18 protein-coding genes are annotated in these 17,435 nt (G+C 63.0%); 1 reads left to right on the top strand and 17 read right to left on the bottom strand.

Annotation, left to right across the window (positions count from 1 at the left end; translation table 11 throughout):
• Positions 1 to 30: 30 nt before the first annotated feature.
• The 13 genes from GA566_RS00695 to GA566_RS00635 form a co-directional block, all read right to left on the bottom strand.
• The gene (locus GA566_RS00695; RefSeq protein WP_137923591.1) at positions 31 to 816 is read right to left on the bottom strand and encodes an enoyl-CoA hydratase/isomerase family protein; all 786 of its coding nucleotides are present in this window, start codon (positions 814 to 816) and stop codon (positions 31 to 33) included.
• 23 nt (positions 817 to 839) lie between these two features.
• Complete coding sequence (locus tag GA566_RS00690; RefSeq protein WP_160471192.1) at positions 840 to 1,766, bottom strand: prolyl oligopeptidase family serine peptidase; 927 nt, start codon at positions 1,764 to 1,766, stop codon at positions 840 to 842.
• A gap of 30 nt (positions 1,767 to 1,796) precedes the next feature.
• Positions 1,797 to 3,404, bottom strand: a complete 1,608-nt coding sequence (locus tag GA566_RS00685) for a carboxyl transferase domain-containing protein (protein ID WP_160471191.1) — start codon at positions 3,402 to 3,404, stop codon at positions 1,797 to 1,799.
• A gap of 65 nt (positions 3,405 to 3,469) precedes the next feature.
• Positions 3,470 to 3,895 carry a YchJ family metal-binding protein gene (locus GA566_RS00680; protein ID WP_160471189.1) on the bottom strand — a complete coding sequence of 142 codons (426 nt, stop codon included), beginning with the start codon at positions 3,893 to 3,895 and terminating at the stop codon, positions 3,470 to 3,472.
• Complete coding sequence (locus GA566_RS00675; RefSeq protein WP_160471187.1) at positions 3,892 to 4,572, bottom strand: HAD family phosphatase; 681 nt, start codon at positions 4,570 to 4,572, stop codon at positions 3,892 to 3,894. Before GA566_RS00675 ends, GA566_RS00680 begins: the two co-directional genes overlap by 4 nt.
• A complete protein-coding gene (locus tag GA566_RS00670; RefSeq protein WP_160471185.1) occupies positions 4,569 to 5,228 on the bottom strand; it encodes a 2-hydroxychromene-2-carboxylate isomerase in 660 nt (219 codons plus the stop codon). The genes GA566_RS00675 and GA566_RS00670 overlap by 4 nt, the downstream gene beginning before the upstream one ends.
• Before the next feature lie 93 nt (positions 5,229 to 5,321).
• Entirely contained in the window at positions 5,322 to 6,452 is a 1,131-nt protein-coding gene (locus GA566_RS00665) for an acyl-CoA dehydrogenase family protein (protein ID WP_160471183.1), read from the bottom strand.
• A 36-nt stretch (positions 6,453 to 6,488) separates the two neighbouring features.
• Positions 6,489 to 7,169, bottom strand: a complete 681-nt coding sequence (locus tag GA566_RS00660; RefSeq protein ID WP_160471182.1) for an SDR family oxidoreductase — start codon at positions 7,167 to 7,169, stop codon at positions 6,489 to 6,491.
• Positions 7,170 to 7,212: 43 nt separating this feature from the next.
• Entirely contained in the window at positions 7,213 to 8,394 is a 1,182-nt protein-coding gene (locus GA566_RS00655; RefSeq protein ID WP_137923599.1) for an acetyl-CoA C-acetyltransferase, read from the bottom strand.
• Positions 8,395 to 8,433: 39 nt separating this feature from the next.
• Positions 8,434 to 9,105, bottom strand: coding sequence for a carbonate dehydratase (gene can / locus GA566_RS00650; RefSeq protein WP_137923600.1), 672 nt, complete (start codon positions 9,103 to 9,105; stop codon positions 8,434 to 8,436).
• On the bottom strand, positions 9,102 to 10,913 hold the full coding sequence (aceK, locus tag GA566_RS00645; RefSeq protein ID WP_160471179.1) for a bifunctional isocitrate dehydrogenase kinase/phosphatase: 1,812 nt from the start codon (positions 10,911 to 10,913) through the stop codon (positions 9,102 to 9,104). The genes can and aceK overlap by 4 nt, the downstream gene beginning before the upstream one ends.
• A gap of 110 nt (positions 10,914 to 11,023) precedes the next feature.
• The gene (locus tag GA566_RS00640; protein ID WP_137923602.1) at positions 11,024 to 12,205 is read right to left on the bottom strand and encodes an isovaleryl-CoA dehydrogenase; all 1,182 of its coding nucleotides are present in this window, start codon (positions 12,203 to 12,205) and stop codon (positions 11,024 to 11,026) included.
• Positions 12,206 to 12,320: 115 nt separating this feature from the next.
• A complete protein-coding gene (locus GA566_RS00635; RefSeq protein ID WP_137923603.1) occupies positions 12,321 to 12,746 on the bottom strand; it encodes a MerR family DNA-binding transcriptional regulator in 426 nt (141 codons plus the stop codon).
• 186 nt (positions 12,747 to 12,932) lie between these two features.
• Here GA566_RS00635 and GA566_RS00630 point away from each other — a divergent pair, with 186 nt between their 5' ends.
• Positions 12,933 to 14,009 (top strand): MBL fold metallo-hydrolase, encoded by a 1,077-nt coding sequence (locus tag GA566_RS00630; RefSeq protein WP_160471178.1) that lies wholly within the window; start codon positions 12,933 to 12,935, stop codon positions 14,007 to 14,009.
• Positions 14,010 to 14,030: 21 nt separating this feature from the next.
• On the opposite strand, the gene GA566_RS00625 is transcribed toward GA566_RS00630, so the two are convergent.
• The 4 genes from GA566_RS00625 to GA566_RS00610 form a co-directional block, all read right to left on the bottom strand.
• Positions 14,031 to 14,861, bottom strand: coding sequence for a helical backbone metal receptor (locus GA566_RS00625; RefSeq protein WP_160473189.1), 831 nt, complete (start codon positions 14,859 to 14,861; stop codon positions 14,031 to 14,033).
• Positions 14,861 to 15,667: an SDR family oxidoreductase gene (locus GA566_RS00620; protein ID WP_160471176.1), complete on the bottom strand. Its 807-nt coding sequence runs from the start codon at positions 15,665 to 15,667 to the stop codon at positions 14,861 to 14,863. Before GA566_RS00620 ends, GA566_RS00625 begins: the two co-directional genes overlap by 1 nt.
• 247 nt (positions 15,668 to 15,914) lie before the next feature.
• Positions 15,915 to 16,553, bottom strand: coding sequence for a thiol:disulfide interchange protein DsbA/DsbL (locus GA566_RS00615; protein WP_137923606.1), 639 nt, complete (start codon positions 16,551 to 16,553; stop codon positions 15,915 to 15,917).
• A gap of 106 nt (positions 16,554 to 16,659) precedes the next feature.
• Complete coding sequence (locus GA566_RS00610) at positions 16,660 to 17,415, bottom strand: SPOR domain-containing protein (protein ID WP_160471174.1); 756 nt, start codon at positions 17,413 to 17,415, stop codon at positions 16,660 to 16,662.
• Positions 17,416 to 17,435: the final 20 nt, after the last annotated feature.

Genomic DNA, 17,435 nt, shown 5'->3' with positions numbered 1-17,435 from the left:
GCAAAAAACCGAGGGGAGATCAATACACACTCAAACCTTCCAGCTCGCCGCCCGTTTCTCCAGAAACGACCGCACCCCTTCCCGTCCTTCCTCCGACGACCGGATCGATGCAATCCGGTTTGCCGTATCCGCCAGCAAATCCCCATCGATCTCCCGCCCCGACACTTCCTGCACCAGCCGCTTGCTTTCGCGCACGGCGTTCGGGCTGTTGCCGATCAGCGTGGCGGCGATCTCTGCCACTTTCTCGTCGAGTGCCTGCGGCGACGCCACCGCGTGAACAAAGCCCAGCCGCAGCGCTTCCGCCGCATCGAAACGTTCGGCCGTGATGAAGTAGCGGCGCGACGCCTGCTCCCCCATTGCGCGAATCACGTACGGGCTGATCGTCGCCGGCAGCAGGCCCAGCTTCGCTTCCGACAGACAGAAGTGCGCCGACTCCGCCGCCACTGCAATATCGCAGGCGGCCACCAGACCCATGCCACCGGCATAGGTGTCGCCCTGCACGCGTGCAATAACAGGCTTGGGGCACGACCAGATCGTATGCAGCATCTGCGCCAGCGTGAGTGCGTCGGCGCGGTTCTCGTCGTCCGAGTAACCGGCCATCTTCTTCATCCAGTTCAGGTCGGCGCCCGCGCAGAAGGCTGGACCATTGCCGGTCAGCACGATGGCGCGCACCTCGGGCGTATCGCCCAGCGCGCGGAAGGCGCCGGTCAGTTCGGCGATGACCGTTTCATTGAACGCGTTGCGCACATCGGGACGGTTCAGCGTGACCGTGGCGAGGTGGCGTTCGGCCGTGACCGTCAGCGTCGTGAATTGCATGTCTCTCTCCGTGTTCGGAATCGTTATGAAGCCTGCTCGACCGTGCCCGTCGTGGCGGAACTCTCGCGCTCGGGCAGGTCGTCGAACGGCAGTCCCAGTTGGCGGAAGAACGCGCCTACCTCGGGCAGCCACAGCGCCAGCCCCTTGCGGCTGCTGAACAGCTTGTGCGAATCGGTTTCAAACTCGCCGACATCGATAAAGCGCGCATCTGCCGCGCGGCCCGTCGCGTAGGACTTGTAGTTGTTGAACATGCGCTCCGGTAGCGGCCACGGCCAGAAGCTGTCGTTGTCGCCATAGATCCAGAGCGAGGGATAGCGCGCCGTGCGGCCATAGTCACCAAAGGCATCGATCAGGCCGTTCTCCCAGCCCGGGCACTTGTCGTTGCGCAGGCCGCCCGCAAAATTCACCACGCCGAGCACACCCGGATAGCCGATGGCCGACAGCGCCATGGTCGACAACCCGCCATACGATTGGCCGACCACGACAATGCGCAGCGGGTCCACGTAGGGGCGCTGCACGAGGTAGTCGAGCGCCGCCACCACATCCTCGGCCTGCTTTATGCCATTGGCATGGAAGTCGCACCCGCCGCCCACATAGACGCCGCCCGATTTCGAGAAGCCCTGGCGCATCGGCAACGCTACCGCGTAACCGCGCCGCAGGAACTCGGCGGTCTGCGCCTCGAAGCGCGCGCGGCCTTGAAACGCGGGCTTGCCCGGCGACTTGCCGTGATTGATCACCACCAGCGGGAACGGTCCCATCCCGGCCGGGCGGAAGATCGTCGTCTCCAGGTTGATCGTCTTCTCCTGCCCCGTCTTCGGCACCATCACCACCTGCTCCACCACATGCGGCGGCAACGTGGATTGCGCGATGCTCACACCGCACCACGCCATGCCCGCCGCAGCGGCCAGCAGGAGCGTGAAAGCGCGGACGGAGGAAACAGCTCGGGACATGACAACAACCAACCTTCAGGAGAAAACGCACTACATGCGGAAGACGCCGAACTTCATCTCGCCGATCGGCGCATTGAGGCTGGCGGACAAACCAAGGCCGAGTACAGTGCGCGTCTGCGCGGGATCGATGACGCCATCGTCCCAGAGCCGCGCGCTCGCAAAATACGGATGGCCCTGGTGTTCATACTGCTCGCGGATCGGGGACTTGAACGCTTCCTCTTCGTCGGCGCTCCACTTGCCGCCCTTGGCCTCGATACCATCGCGGCGCACCGTCGCGAGCACACTCGCGGCCTGCTCGCCACCCATCACCGAAATCCGCGCGTTCGGCCACATCCACAGGAAACGCGGCGAATACGCGCGGCCACACATGCCGTAATTGCCCGCGCCGAACGAGCCGCCGATGATGACCGTGAACTTCGGCACCTGCGCCGTGGCCACTGCCGTGACCATCTTCGCGCCATTGCGCGCGATGCCTTCGTTCTCGTACTTGCGGCCCACCATGAAGCCCGTGATGTTCTGCAGGAACACCAGCGGAATCTTGCGCTGGCAGCACAGTTCGATGAAGTGCGCTCCCTTGAGGGCCGACTCCGAGAACAGGATGCCGTTGTTGGCAATGATGCCCACCGGGTAGCCCCAGATCCGCGCGAAGCCGCAGACCAGCGTGGTGCCGTAGCGCGCCTTGAACTCGTCGAACTCGGAGCCATCGACGATGCGCGCGATGACTTCGCGCACGTCATACGGCTTGCGCGTATCGGTAGGAATCACACCATACAGTTCCTCCACCGGATACAGCGGCTCCTGCGGTTCGTGCAATCGGATCTGGTCGGGCTTGCGACGGTTCAGGTGCTGCACGATATTGCGCGCGAGCGAGAGCGCGTGATGATCGTTCTGCGCAAAGTAGTCGGCCACGCCTGACAGCCGCGTATGCACGTTCGCGCCGCCGAGATCTTCCGCGCTGACTTCTTCACCTGTAGCCGCCTTCACCAGCGGCGGACCGCCCAAAAAGATCGTGCCCTGGTTCTTGACGATGATCGACTCGTCGCTCATCGCGGGTACATACGCACCGCCCGCCGTGCACGAACCCATCACCACGGCGATCTGCGGAATGCCCTGCGCGGACAGGTTCGCCTGGTTGAAGAAGATGCGGCCAAAGTGATCGCGATCGGGAAACACATCGTCCTGATTGGGCAGGTTCGCACCGCCCGAATCCACGAGGTAGATGCACGGCAGGTTGTTCTGCTCGGCGATCTCCTGCGCGCGGATATGTTTCTTGACCGTCATCGGGTAATACGTGCCACCCTTCACCGTGGCGTCGTTGCAGACGATCACGCACTCCTGCCCGGCCACGCGACCAATACCGGTGATGATGCCCGCGCCGGGCGCGGCATTGTCGTACATGTCGTACGCGGCCAGTTGCGACAGTTCGAGGAACGGCGTGCCCGGATCGAGCAGTTGCTGCACGCGGTCACGCGGCAGCAGCTTGCCGCGCCCGAGGTGCTTGTTGCGCGCGTCCTCGCCGCCGCCTTCGGCCAGCTTGGCGATCTTCTGGCGCAGGTCCGCCACCAGCGCCTGCATCGATTCGGCATTCGCCTTGAACGATTCTGCGCGTGCGTTCAGTTTGGTTTCCAGCGTGGGCATGTCTCTTCCTGTGGATGCTTTTTACGTTGCCTGCTTTTGCCGGGTACTACCTGTACTGCCTTGCTTCAATCCTGCTCTTTCAGCTCGCCGTCGATATAGAGCCAGCGCGCCGGAGTATTCGGCTCGCGCGGCTCGAAGACGAAGCGGCTCAGTTCCTCCATGCGATGCGCGCGCCCGCCCACCTTGTAGCGCGCCACAAACGCCACCGTGGCGTGCGTGTCGTCCTGCTGCACGTGCGATTTCACGGTGAGTCCAAGCCAGCGCGTGCCGTTGTCGAACGACAGGTCCTCGGGGCATGTCGAACCATGCCAGGTCTGCCGCAGCCATCCTGCATCGCCCAGCACATAGGCGCTGTAGCGCGAGCGCATCAGCGCCTCGGCGGTGGCTGGCACGGCCTCGCCACGATGAAACCGTCCGCAGCAACTGGCGTAAGGCCCATTGCCGCAGGGGCACGCTGCGGCTGCTGCATCGGCGGCGCGCTTTTTCGTCATCCGATCAGCTCCGGCAGATCGCGCATATCCGTAAAGATCGTCTTCGCACCCGCCGCGCGCAGTTCATCGGCCGAGTTCAGCGCCGCGTAACCGAACACGGTCATACCGGCCGCGACACCCGCCGTAGTGCCCGTGGGGCTGTCCTCGATCACCGCGCAACGTGCCGGGTCCGCGCCCATCGTGCGCGCCGCCAACAAGTACACATCCGGCGCGGGCTTGGTGTGTTCCACCTCGGTCGACGAAAAGATGTGTTCGCGCTCGTCATCGACGAACAGGTCGATCAGTCCCGTATGGTTCAGTTGCAGCTTCACCTTGATGCGGTCCGCGCCCGACGCCACGCAAACCGGCAGCCCGCTTGCCTTGATCGCCTCGATGGCCTGCCGGATATACGGCACCGCCTCGAGTTCTGCCTGGAGCGTGGCGTTGCGGCGCACGAACCAGTCCGACAGAAAGTTCTCGGGCAACGGGCGGCCGAGACGGGCCTCGATGTTGCCGAGTTCGTCCTTGACGGCGCGCCCAAGGAACCATCGCTTCGAGTCTTCGAGCGAGATCTCGATGCCCAGTTCGTTGAGCACGCGATTCAGCAGGCGATGGACGATGGGCTCGCTGTCGACGAGCACGCCGTCGCAGTCGAAGATCACACAATCAAAACGGGCGGACTGGTTTGCTACGGTCATGCGGGTTTCTTTTCCTTCGTCATGTCATTGCCGCCAACGGCGCGGAGTTCGGTAGGCCGTTGGCCTTTCAAATGGGCTTCCACCTGCTGGAAGCGGTCAAAGCCCCAGAACGGTTCGCCGTCGATGATGACGAAAGGCGAGCCGAACACGCCCTTGGCCATCGCTACGTCGATCTCCGACTTGAGCTGGTCCTTGATCTGGTAGCTCGTGGCGCCTTCGTTCATGGCCACGGCATCGATGCCGAGCGCCTCGGCCAGTTTTGCCAGTTCCGCAGGCTCGGCGATATTGATGTCATCGACAAACAGCGCGCGGTACACGGCCTTGGCGAAAGCCGTAGCCACGTCGCCACCGCGATGGTTCTGCAGCCACAGCACGGCACGCGCGGCGTGCTGCGTCGGCAGCGGGAAATGCGTGGGGCGCTTGTATTCGATGTCGTGAAACGCCGCGGTGCGCTCGAAATCGCGCCAGCAGTACTCGCCCTTGAGCGGAATCGACGGCAGTGGCGACGACCCCGTGGTCTTGAACACCACGCCCAGCAAGATGGGATGCCACAACACGCCACGCCCGTACTTCTGCGCGATCTCGTCGATGCGTGTGCTCGCGAAATAGCCGTAGGGCGAGGAGAAATCGAAATAGAAATCGATGGGGCTGGTCATCGCAAGGTGGCTCCGGTGAGGATGCGTTTCAGGGGCGTTTCAACTACGTTTCAGGTACGTCTCAACGTTGCAGCTTATCCAAACTTCTACGAGCTATCCAAGCGCGCGGGCGATCAAAATCTTCTGGATATCGCTGGTGCCTTCGTAGATCTGGCACACGCGCACATCACGATAGATCCGCTCCACCGGGAAATCGTTCACATAACCATACCCGCCGAACACCTGGATGGCATCCGAGCACACGCGCTCGGCCATCTCGCTGGCGAACAGTTTTGCCATCGCGGCTTCCTTCAGGCAGGGCCGGCCGGCATCCTTCAATGATGCCGCGTGCCACACCATCTGGCGCGCCACCTCGATCTGCGTCGCCATGTCCGACAGCCGGAACTGCACGGCCTGATGCTGGAACAGCGGCTGGCCGAAGCTCTCGCGTTCCTTCGCATACGCCAGCGCGGCGTCGAACGCGGCGCGCGCCATGCCGATGCTTTGCGAAGCAATGCCGATGCGTCCGCCTTCCAGACCGGACAGCGCCATCTTGTAGCCTGCGCCTTCCTCGCCCAGCAGGCAATCCGCCGGCACGCGGCAATCCTCGAATACGATCTGCGCGGTATCCGAGGAATGCTGGCCGAGCTTGTCCTCCAGGCGCGCGACGATATAGCCCGGCGTCGAAGTCGGCACCAGGAAGGCGCTGATGCCGCGCTTGCCTGCAGCCTTGTCGGTCACCGCCATGACGATCGCCACATCGGCATGCTTGCCGCTGGTGATGAACTGCTTCACGCCGTTGAGCACGTAGTGATCGCCATCGCGCGTGGCCGTGGTGCGCAGCGCCGATGCATCGGAACCCACGTGCGGCTCGGTCAGGCAGAACGCGCCAAGCATCTCGCCGCGCGCCAGCGGCACGAGCCACTTCTGCTTCTGTGCATCGTTGGCAAACGCCATCAGCATGCTGCACACCGGGCAGTTGTTGACGCTGATGACCGTCGATGTGCCGCCATCACCCGCTGCGATCTCTTCCAGGATCAGCGCCAGCGACAGATAGTCGAGCCCCGCGCCGCCCAGTTCCTCGGGTACGGCCACGCCATAGGCACCGAGCCGCGCGAGTTCGCGATGCACGTCCTTGGGGAACGTCTTGTCGCGGTCCCACTGCGCGGCCTGCGGCGCGATCACGTCCTGCGCAAACTGGCGCACGGCGTCGCGGATCATTTCCTGTTCGGGGGTCAGCAGCATGAACGTTGTCTCGATTGGCGCGGCACGGGCGCACCCTTACCAGGGAATCGGCGTGCCGTCGTAGTTGTGGAAACTGCCGTTATCGGTCTGCGTCAGGCCAGCCAGCGTGCGACGAATGCCGGCCACGCTCTGCTGCGGCGTGAGGTCGGCCTGCGGCCCACCCATGTCGGTCTGCACCCAGCCCGGATGCAAGGCCACGCAGATGGCATGGCGCGCGTCTAGCGATACGGACTTGAGCACCGCGTTGACCGCTGCCTTGCTGATGCGGTACATCCACGCGCGGTTGCTCTCCATCCCGCCGATGCTGCCCATCTTCGATGACAGCACGGCCAGCACGCCGCCGCGCCCGTGATTGCCGGTCTCGACGAACGGCAGCAGCAACGGCAATGCCATCATCGGCCCCAGCACATTGCTGTGCATCACCGCATCGAAATCCTGTTTCGGAATCGGCTGCGCGCCCTCGGTACGCGGCCCGATCACGCCGGCGTTATAGATCGCCACGTCGATCGTCTCGCCATCGAGCTTCCAGCCCAGGCCCGCTACCGCTGCGGCATCGGTCAGGTCCAGCTTGTGCGCCTCGGCGCCAAGCGCCTTGATCGCTTCGATACCTTCATCGCTGCGCGCGACGGCGATGACGCGCCAGCCATCGGCGCGGTACTGACGGACAAACTCAAGGCCGAGGCCGCGCGAGGCACCGAGAACGAGAGCGGTGGGCATGGGAGAGATTCCTTTTTTGTTATTGGTTATCGATGAAGAACGGTCAGATGATTTCGATGCCGACCGCCGTGGCTTCGCCGCCGCCAATGCAGAGGCTGGCCACGCCGCGCTTGCCGCCGGTCTTGCGCAGCGCGCCGATCAGCGTGGTCATGATGCGCGCGCCCGATGCACCGATCGGATGACCCAGCGCACACGCGCCGCCGTGGATGTTGACCTTGTCGTGCGGAATCTTGAGATCGTGCATCGCAGCCATCGGCACCACGGCGAATGCCTCGTTGATTTCGAACAGGTCCACGCTGTCGCTGGTCCAGTCGAGCTTGCGATACAGCTTGGCGATGGCATCGACGGGCGCGGTCGTGAACCAGCCCGGTGCCTGCGCGTGCGAGGTATGGCCGAGCATGCGCGCCAGCGGCTGCAGGCCCAGCGATGTTGCGGTGGATTCGCGCATCATCACCAGCGCGGCGGCACCGTCATTGATCGACGACGACGATGCCGCAGTGATCGTGCCGTCCTTCGCAAACGCGGCTTTCAGCGACGGGATCTTGTCGACCTTGATGCGGCGCGGACCTTCATCGGTGTCGATCACGGTATCGCCACCCTTGCCCGAGATCGTCATCGGCACGATCTCCCAGCGGAAGTCGCCCTGCTCCGTGGCACGCTGCGCACGTCGCACCGACTCCATCGCGAACGCATCCTGCTGCTCGCGCGTGAACTGATACTTGGCCGCGCATTCCTCGCCGAAGGTGCCCATCGCGCGACCCTTCTCGTATGCATCTTCCAGACCGTCCAGCATCATGTGGTCGTAGATCATGCCGTGGCCGATGCGATAGCCGCCGCGCCCCTTCGGGATCAGGTACGGCGCATTGGTCATGCTTTCCATGCCGCCCGCCACGGCGATATCGAACGAGCCAGCCAGCAGCCCGTCATACACGCTCATCGCCGCGCGCATGCCCGACCCGCACATCTTGTTGACCGTGGTACACGCCACACCGAGCGGCAGCCCCGCACCAAGCGCGGCCTGTCGTGCCGGCGCCTGACCCTGTCCTGCTGGCAGCACGCAGCCGAACACGACTTCCTGCACCTGATCCGGCTGAAGACCGGCCCGCTCCACTGCTGCACGAATCGCCGCCGCGCCAAGCTGCGGCGCCGTCAGGCTACTGAGTTCACTCTGAAACGCGCCCATCGGGGTGCGTGCCGCAGAAACGATGACTACGTGATCTTGCATGTCTGTCTCCTCGTGAAGCGGGGGGGTCTGATTTCGGGTTCAGCGGATCGATGCCTGCGGCGGTTCGCCGTATTGCTGGAGAGCGGCAGCGGTCTGCGTCTGCAATTCGTCGTTGTTGCTGGCGGCCATGCCCAGATCGCGCAGCAGGCCGTCGGACACGCCATAGATCCAGCCGTGTACGGTCACTTCCTGACCGCTGGCCCATGCATCCTGCAGCACGGTGGTCTGGCAAACGTTGTTGACCTGTTCGATCACGTTCAGCTCGCACAGGCGCGTATGCGCATCGTCTTCACGCAGCACGGTGCCGAGATAGGCGGAATGCTTGTCGGCCACATCGCGCACATGGCGCAACCAGTTGTCGGCCAGGCCCACGCGCTCGCGCTTGAGCGCCACCTTGACGCCACCGCAGCCATAGTGACCCACCACGGTGATGTGGCGCACCTTGAGCACTTGCACAGCAAACTGGATCACCGACAGCGCATTCAGGTCGCTGTGCGCGATCACGTTGGCGATGTTGCGATGGACGAAGACTTCGCCGGGGGCCAGGCCCAGGATCTGGTTGGCGGGCACGCGCGAATCGGAGCAGCCGATCCACAGGTACTCGGGCGCCTGCTGGTTGGCCAGGCGCGTGAAGAATTCGGGGTCTTCCGCGTTGACGCGGTCTACCCATTCGCGATTGTTGCGGAACAGCTGGGCGATGGCTTCACTCATGCTGCCCTCCTTGCGTCGTCGATTGTTGCGCCGCCGTAGCGGTGATGAAAACGGTCATGCTGTGAATAGGCAAAAAAGTCATGGACATGACCGGCCAGAAGCCGGTCTTTGTAGTGCTGCCACATGGCAGCGTCAAAGAAATCGGGATGATGCCGCAGGAACGCGGCGCGCACGCGCGGATCGCCAAGCAGGAACGTGCGGTAGGTCTCCGGAAAGACATCGTGCGGACCTACGGTGTACCACACGTCGCCTGACATTTCCTCCTCTTCGTTGCGCGGCTCGGGCACGCGGCGAAAATTGCAGTCGGTCAGGTACTCGATTTCGTCATAGTCGTAGAACACCACGCGGCCATGGCGTGTGACGCCGAAATTCTTGTAGAGCATGTCGCCGGGGAAGATGTTCGCGGCGATCAGTTCCTTGATGGCATCGCCATACTCACGGATGCCGTGATCCACCTGTTCGTCGCTGCCGTCCTTGAGCCAGATGTTCAGCGGCGTCATGCGACGCTCGATATAGACGTGCCGTACCACGATCTCGTCGGTGCCATCCTTCGCACGCTGATATTCGAGCATCGACGGTGCATGCTGTTCCAGTTCGCGCAACAGCGCGTCATCGAAGCGCGACAGCGGAAATGCCACGTTCGAATATTCAAGCGTATCGGCCATGCGGCCCACGCGGTCGTGCTGCTTCACGAGCTGGTACTTCGACTTCACCCCTTCGCGCGTGGTTTCCTTGGGCGCGGGGAACGTATCGCGGATCACCTTGAACACGTACGGGAACGAGGGCAGCGTGAACACCAGCATCACCAGTCCCTTGATGCCCGGCGCGCTGACGAAGCGATCCGACGAGTGCTGCAGGTGATGCAGGAAATCGCGATAGAACAGATTCTTGCCCTGCTTCTGCAAACCCAGGCTCGAATAGATCTCGGCGCGTGCCTTGCGCGGCAACAGGTCGCGCAGGAACGTGACGTAGGCCGATGGAATTTCCATATCGACCATGAAGTAAGCATGCGCGAACGAGAACAGGATCAGCAGTTGCTCGGGCCGCAGCAGGACCGCGTCGAGCACCAGCTTGCCGGACGCGCCATGGATGACCGGGATCACCATCGGCCAGGTCTGGTCGCCGTTGACGATGCGTCCAATGATGAAGGCCGACTTGTTGCGGAAGAACAGCGACGACAGCGTATGCACCTGGAAATTCGGCGCCACGGTGAACGCGCCGGCATGTTCGTCGATGGCCTTGAGCACGTAGCCCACATCGCGCCGCAGATCCTCGAATGGCAGGTCGAGCTGGAAGTTATGCACGACCCGTTCGAAGCAGGCCGCCATGCCCTCGCGGCTGCCCGGATAGTAGGCGCGGTATGTGGGCCGCATCGGCGACTCTTCGTTCTCGATGTATTCCGTCGAGATGGCCGGGCGCACAAAGATGAAATCGTTGTTGAAGTACGAACGATGCAGGATGCGCGTGCAGACCGAGTTGAAAAACGTCTCGGCCAGTTCGGGCTGGTGGTGGTTGGTCAGCAGGCCGATGTAGTGCAGCTTGATCTGCTGCCAGATGGTGTCGTCGATATGCTCGGCGTCGTATTCGTCCTGCAGCAACACCTCGCATTCGCGCACGCGTTCGTTGTAGAACGCGATACGGTCGCGCTGCAGTTGCTGCAGCCCGTGCCAGTCAGCCGCCTCGAAGCGCGTCTTCGCCTGGATGCTGACTTCGCGGAACAGCCGGTAATGCTTGTCGAACCCGTCCAGCATGGTCCGCGCCACATCGTAGGCAATCTGCGAGGAAAGCAGCTTGGGGAAGTGGGACATGGACGGGCGGTTCCGAGCAAGAAAGAAAACGCGAAAGGCAGTCGAGATTGTAAGGGCGTTCGGCACTTACCATTGGGTATCCCCGCTGGCGAGAACCGAACGCGCGCCGATTACATCGTTTCCGCGAACAATTCGCGGCCGATCAGCATGCGGCGGATTTCCGAAGTGCCCGCGCCGATCTCGTACAGCTTGGCATCGCGCCACAGCCGGCCCACCGGATACTCGTTGATGTAGCCGTTGCCGCCGAGGATCTGCACCGATTCGCCCGCCATCCACGTGGCCTTCTCGGCGGTGTACAGGATCACGGCCGCGCAATCCTTGCGCACCTGGCGCACGTGATCGGTGCCCAGCGAATCCAGGTTCTTGCCCACCGTGTACAGATAGCTGCGTGCCGCCTGCAGCGTGGTGTACATATCGGCCACCTTGCCCTGGATGAGCTGGAATTCGCCAATGCTCTGGCCGAACTGCTTGCGGTCGTGGATGTACGGCGTCACTACATCCATGCACGCCTGCATGATGCCGACCGGGCCGCCCGACAGCACGGCGCGCTCGTAGTCGAGCCCGCTCATCAGCACCTTGGCACCGCTGTTTTCCGCGCCGAGGATGTTTTCCACGGGCACTTCCACGTCCTGGAACACCAGTTCGCCGGTGTGCGAGCCGCGCATGCCGAGCTTGTCCAGCTTCTGCGCCACCGAGAATCCCTTCATGCCCTTCTCGACGATGAAGGCGGTCATGCCGCGCGCGCCAAGGTCCGGCTCGGTCTTGGCGTAGACCACGAGCACGTCGCAGTCAGGACCGTTGGTGATCCACATCTTGGTGCCGTTCAGCACGTAGCGGTCGCCCTTGAAATCCGCGCGCAGCTTCATGCTGACCACGTCCGATCCCGCATTCGGCTCGCTCATCGCCAGCGCGCCGATCCAGTCGCCGGATACCAGCTTCGGCAGGTACTTCGCCTTCTGCGCAGCCGTGCCGTTGCGATGGATCTGATTCACGCACAGGTTCGAATGTGCGCCATAAGACAACCCAACCGATGCCGACGCCCGGCTGATCTCTTCCATCGCGATCATGTGCGCGAGGTAGCCCATGTTGGCGCCGCCGTATTCCTCGGCCACCGTGATGCCCAGCACGCCGAGATCGCCCATCTTCTTCCAGGCATCCATCGGAAACTGGTCGGTGCGGTCGATCTCGCCAGCGCGCGGTGCCAGTTCGGCCTGCGCCCAACTGCGCACGGATTCGCGCAGCATCTCGATGTCCTCGCCGAGATCGAATCTGAGGCCGGGAAGTTCGGTCATGGTTGTCTCCTGATTGGGCGTTTTGCTTGCGTTGTCTGGCTTTGGCTGTGTCGCTATTTTATTGACGTTTACGTAAACGTCAATTAGGTACGATGCGCAGGTTCGGACTCTTCTCTCACGCTGCCTGGCTGGTGCCTGCCGCGTGATGTGCCGCCAGCAGCGCCTTACACTGCCGCTCGTGCTGGTCGATCTCGGCAAGCTGCGCCTGCAGGTCTTCCATCTGGCGTTCCAGCGTGCCGCGATGCTGTGACAACAGATGCAGAAATCGTTCGAGTTGCGGCGCCGTATCGCGCGGAGATTCGTAAAGATCCAGAATCTCGCGGATCTCGTTGAGAGTGAGCCCTAACCGCTTGCCGCGCAGCGTCAGCTTGAGGCGGGTCCGCTCGCGGCTGTTGTAGACGCGCTTGCGTCCGCTGGGGCCTTCACGGTCGGGCGACAGCAGGCCCTGATCCTCGTAGAAACGGATGGCGCGTGGCGTGACTTCGAACTCGCGCGCGAGGTCCGTGATCGTGTAGGTGGCGGAAGATGGCTGAGCCGACATATGGCGTCCTGCGAAAGTGAACGATCGTTCGTGGATTCGTTGCGCGATCAAGTTTTTCGTCTAAGATGACGAACGTGGGTCGCAGATTGACGTTAACGTTAGCGTCAACTTCCCCGCCTGACAATCGACATTCGAGAGCGCGCCGGCAAAAGCCCCGAGCGCGCCGGCTTTTCCGTGAGACATCCCATGAACGCACTCGAACATCAGCTCCAGTATCCGTTTGGCGAAACCATGCCTGAACCGGGCAAGCGACAGGAGGTGGCGCCCGGCGTCTACTGGCTGCGCATGCCGCTGCCGTTTGCGCTGGACCACATCAACCTGTGGCTGGTCCGTGACCGCATCGAAGGCCGCGACGGCTGGACGATCATCGACTGTGGTATCACCAACGACACCATCAAGACCCACTGGGAAACGATCTTCGCCAACGAGCTGGAAGGACTACCCGTCCTGCGCGTGCTGGTGACCCACTGCCATCCCGATCACGTCGGGCTGGCGCACTGGATCTGCGGCCAGTGGGATGTGCGTTTGTGGATGAGCCTGGGCGACTACATGACCGCGCGCGTGATGGCCGGCGGCTCGGGCGTGGGTTCGAATGCGGGCGGCGATTTCGCGGCCAGCCACTTCGCGCGCCATGGCCTGACCGATGAAGACCATCTCGAAAAGCTGCGGGCGCGCAAGGCGTACTACCCGTCGATGGTGCCCGACGTGCCCACGCAATACCGTCGCCTGATGGATGGCGACACGGTGGAAATGGGCGCCGATCCGGCCACGTCGTCGTGGCGCGTGATCACGGGCTACGGCCATGCACCGGAACATGTGGCGCTCTACAACGCTGCGACCAACGTGCTGATTTCCGGCGACATGGTGCTGCCGCGCATCTCGACCAACGTCAGCGTCTTCGACATGGAGCCGGAAGCCAATCCGCTACAGCTCTATCTCGATTCGCTCGGCAAATACGACGATCTGCCTGCCGATGTGCTGGTGCTGCCTTCGCACGGCCGCCCGTTCCGCAACATCCACACGCGCATCCGCCAGTTGCACGAGCACCATGTGGATCGTCTGGCCGAAACGCTCGACGCCTGCGCGGAAAAGCCCTGCCATGCGGTGGATATCGTCAGCGTGATCTTCCGTCGTCAGTTCGACATCCATCAGTTGACGTTCGCGATTGGCGAATCGCTCGCGCACCTGCATGCGCTGTGGCATCGCGGCGAACTGGTGCGCCATACGGGCGAGGACGGCATCATCCGCTTCACGAAAGCCTGATGCTTTCTCTGCTGGCGACGGTCAGATACCGGCCGCCGCCAGTGCCTGCAGATACTTCACACCGGCCACGGCGCGGCTGCCGTACCACGACAGCATCTCGCCATCCACCAGCAGCACAGGCTTGCCGATCTGGCGCTCCAGCGCATCGGCATGATCCTCGGTGAAGCGGTACGGTTCGGTCGATAGCAGCACGGCGTCCAGCTCACGCACCAGTGCATCGCTCCATTTGAACGTCGGATAGCGCTCGCCTTCCGCATTGGGACGGCTGCAATCGCCATCGACACAGGCCACGAGCGCATCGTCGGGCCATGTCGACCAATTCACGAGCGCGAGCATCTGACTGATATAGGTGGCGCGCGACACCGTCATCCATGGGTCTTGCCAGATGGCGTAGAGCACGCGTCGTGGCGTCCATTTGCGTGCGCGCAGTGCATCGAGTGCTTCGCGCAAATTGAAGGATAGCCGCGTTGCCTCGGCCTGCTTGTCGAAGATGCCGCCGAGCAATGTGTACAGCGCGAAGTTATCGTCGGGACGACACGGATGGGTGACGATCACATGCGGCACGAAGCTGCGGATCTCATCGACGGTCTCCTTCCGGTTCTCGTCGATGTTGACGATGACGTGCGTCGGCGCCAACGCGCGCAGGCGATCCACCTTCACGTCCTTGGTGCCACCCACTTTCTCCACGGCCCGCACCGCAAGCTCGGGGTGGATGCAGAAGCCGGTGCGCGCGACAATGCGATCAGCGAGGCCGAGATCGAACAGCAACTCGGTGATCGATGGCACGAGCGAGGCGATACGCACCTCGCCGGAAGCGGTGTCGTGTTGCTGGCCGATGGCATCGATCCACATCATGTGTCCCGCGCTTCCGCAGACTTGCGCGGCTTGCGCGGCGCGCGGCGGAACAATGCGTCGTAGAGCCAGAACGGCAGCACGTGCAGCACCGTTGCCACCACACCCATCTGCCACGGAATCACCTTGAACCGCGTGCCACCCGCGATCTCGCGCACCGCCTTGCGCGCGAAGTCATCGGCATCCATCAGGAATGGCATGCGATACGGATTGTGCGCGGTCATCGGCGTGCGGATATAACCCGGTGCGATGGTCACCACACGAATCCGCTCGCGCGATTGTTCCAGCCGCAGGCTCTCCAGCAGCTTGATCACTGCTGACTTCGACGCACTGTAGGCCCCGCCACCCGGCAAGCCGCGCACACCCGCCACGCTGGCAATGCCAACGAGCGTCCCACGCCAGCCATCGGCGCCCGGGGGCTGCTTGCACATTGGCGAGAGAAACGGCTGGAACGTGGTCAGCGTACCGAACCAGTTGGTATCCATGACGGCACGAAACTGCTCCAGATCCTCACGCTCGCTGGCCACGGTGCCAACCGAAATTCCGGCGTTGGCGATCACCACATCGGGACAGCCCACATGGGCGAGAAAATCGGTGGCGGCGGCCAGCATCGCATCGGCATCGCGCACATCGGCGGTGTAGATGCGTACGGCATCGGGATTTGGCAGGGTGTCGGCAAAAGCCCGCAATGCGTCTTCGCGCCGACCAACGAGACCCAATGCCGCGCCTCGCGCCGCATAGGCCCGCGCCAGCGCCTGGCCAATGCCGCTGGACGCACCCGTGAGAAAGATCTTTTGATTTGGCATGGGGTGGAATATAGCTGGTTCAACCGCTTCCCTTGGTTTACTCCCCTCTCCCGCTTGCGGGAGAGGGGCGGGGGAGAGGGCCAGCGATTCAAATTGAGACAAGTCGGCAAGCAGAACTTCCTGCCCTCTCCCCCAGCCCCTCTCCCGCCATGCGGGAGAGGGGAGTAAACAATCAGGGATTCAAGCGCCCATAAAAAAACCCGGCGACACCGCCGGGTTTTTTGTCTTACCTCAAGCGCTCAAACGCTCAAAGCTTCTTTCCACGTACGCCGTCGACCAGGAAGTCCATGGTCTTGATCGCGTTGGGAATCGTGCCGGCGATCGAGGGCGAGGTTTCGTACTTACCTTGCACCACGACAGTCGGCACGCCATCGATCTTGTACGCATCGGCAATCTTGTTCGCGCGCTGGGCGCTGGTCGTCACCGAGAACGAGTTATAGGTGTCGAGCCACTGCTTCTTGTCGATGCCGTTCTGCGCCATGAAGTCGGCGATCTCGTTGGTATCCAGCATGCGCTTGCGTTGCTTGTGGATGGCCTCGAAGACCTTGCCGGTCATGGCGTCGAGCTTGCCCAGCGATTCCAGCGCGTAGTAGATCTTGGTATGCGGCAGCAGGTCGTCACGGAAGGCTACCGGCACGCGCTTGAACACCACGTCCTTGCCCTGCTTCTTGATCCATGCTTCCAGTTCCGGCTCGAAGTCGTAGCAATGCGGGCAGCCGTACCAGAAGAACTCGGTCACTTCGATCTTGCCAGCCGGCACAGCTTGCGGGGCTTTCAGAACGGTGTAGTCCTTGCCTTCGGTCGGCGCGGCCATGGCGGCGGGCGCGGACATCAGCAGGCCGCTCACGGCGGCAACGGTAGCGATCAGTGCGGCAATTTTCTTCATGTTCGAAGGGCCTTACAGGTTGAACGTGCGATGAATGCGTCTGGATGATTGGGGCTAGGACCACGGCGGCGGCGCTTGGTTCACGCCGCCGCCACCCCATCCGGAATTATTGCTTGGTAAAGCGGATGACCGAGGCGTCGAAACCAGCCGACTGCAGGCGGTCCCGCACGCGGTTCATGTCCTCGATCCGGTTGAACGGTCCCACCCGAACGCGGTACATCTTGATCCCGTTGACATCGCGGTCCGTGACCCGCGCCTCGAAGCCCTGCATGGCCAGGTTGGCCTTCTGCCGGTCGGCATCATCCTGCGATCGGAACGCGCCCACCTGCAACAGGTATCCGACCTTGTTGGCATCGGCCTGTGCAATTTCTGCGATCGGATCGGCTACCGGCTTCTCGGCCGGACGCGTCACCGGCTTGTCCGCAGGCTTTTCGGCCGGCTTGTCCGTCGGCTTGATCGGCGTCAGGCCGTTGCCATTTGTCGCACCCGGCTCGGCCGGACGCGTCGTCGCCACGGACGGCTGGGACGGTGCGGCGGGCGGCTCGGCCTGGCCCACGGGCTTGGCGGGCGTCTTGCTCCACAGCGGACGGTTCGGGTCCGACGGCTCGGCGCTTGGCTGCTGAGGCTGAGTCGGACTCGGCAGCGCGCTGGTCACGTTACCGGGCTCGGTCGCGCGCGGGGTGGCGGGGCCATTGACGCCCTTCTGCTGGAACGGCGCGGGCGACTTGGTGATGTACAACGCGATGACCACGGCAATCGCCAGGCCAACGATCAGGCCGAGCACCAGGCCCAGGAACGTGCCGCCGCGTTGCGTCAGGCGATGGCGGACGGTGCGCGCGGCGCGCTTGGCTTTGTGTTGCATGAAGTCCTCTTCGGTGATGC

The sequence above is a fragment of the Cupriavidus sp. SW-Y-13 genome, from assembly GCF_009793345.1.
GTDB lineage: Bacteria > Pseudomonadota > Gammaproteobacteria > Burkholderiales > Burkholderiaceae > Cupriavidus.
Note: the sequence above shows the minus strand (reverse complement) of the source record. Positions and strands in the feature narration are given on the sequence as shown.

Coding starts and splice junctions, on each gene's coding strand:
- GA566_RS00655 (WP_137923599.1), bottom strand. CDS start 8,394: ATGCAAGATCACGTAGTCATCGTTTCTGCGGCACGCACCCCGATGGGC.
- GA566_RS00690 (WP_160471192.1), bottom strand. CDS start 1,766: ATGTCCCGAGCTGTTTCCTCCGTCCGCGCTTTCACGCTCCTGCTGGCC.
- GA566_RS00675 (WP_160471187.1), bottom strand. CDS start 4,572: ATGACCGTAGCAAACCAGTCCGCCCGTTTTGATTGTGTGATCTTCGAC.
- GA566_RS00670 (WP_160471185.1), bottom strand. CDS start 5,228: ATGACCAGCCCCATCGATTTCTATTTCGATTTCTCCTCGCCCTACGGC.
- can (WP_137923600.1), bottom strand. CDS start 9,105: ATGAGTGAAGCCATCGCCCAGCTGTTCCGCAACAATCGCGAATGGGTA.
- GA566_RS00665 (WP_160471183.1), bottom strand. CDS start 6,452: ATGCTGCTGACCCCCGAACAGGAAATGATCCGCGACGCCGTGCGCCAG.
- GA566_RS00685 (WP_160471191.1), bottom strand. CDS start 3,404: ATGCCCACGCTGGAAACCAAACTGAACGCACGCGCAGAATCGTTCAAG.
- aceK (WP_160471179.1), bottom strand. CDS start 10,913: ATGTCCCACTTCCCCAAGCTGCTTTCCTCGCAGATTGCCTACGATGTG.
- GA566_RS00635 (WP_137923603.1), bottom strand. CDS start 12,746: ATGTCGGCTCAGCCATCTTCCGCCACCTACACGATCACGGACCTCGCG.
- GA566_RS00620 (WP_160471176.1), bottom strand. CDS start 15,667: ATGCCAAATCAAAAGATCTTTCTCACGGGTGCGTCCAGCGGCATTGGC.
- GA566_RS00625 (WP_160473189.1), bottom strand. CDS start 14,861: ATGTGGATCGATGCCATCGGCCAGCAACACGACACCGCTTCCGGCGAG.
- GA566_RS00610 (WP_160471174.1), bottom strand. CDS start 17,415: ATGCAACACAAAGCCAAGCGCGCCGCGCGCACCGTCCGCCATCGCCTG.
- GA566_RS00660 (WP_160471182.1), bottom strand. CDS start 7,169: ATGCCCACCGCTCTCGTTCTCGGTGCCTCGCGCGGCCTCGGCCTTGAG.
- GA566_RS00695 (WP_137923591.1), bottom strand. CDS start 816: ATGCAATTCACGACGCTGACGGTCACGGCCGAACGCCACCTCGCCACG.
- GA566_RS00680 (WP_160471189.1), bottom strand. CDS start 3,895: ATGACGAAAAAGCGCGCCGCCGATGCAGCAGCCGCAGCGTGCCCCTGC.
- GA566_RS00615 (WP_137923606.1), bottom strand. CDS start 16,553: ATGAAGAAAATTGCCGCACTGATCGCTACCGTTGCCGCCGTGAGCGGC.
- GA566_RS00630 (WP_160471178.1), top strand. CDS start 12,933: ATGAACGCACTCGAACATCAGCTCCAGTATCCGTTTGGCGAAACCATG.
- GA566_RS00640 (WP_137923602.1), bottom strand. CDS start 12,205: ATGACCGAACTTCCCGGCCTCAGATTCGATCTCGGCGAGGACATCGAG.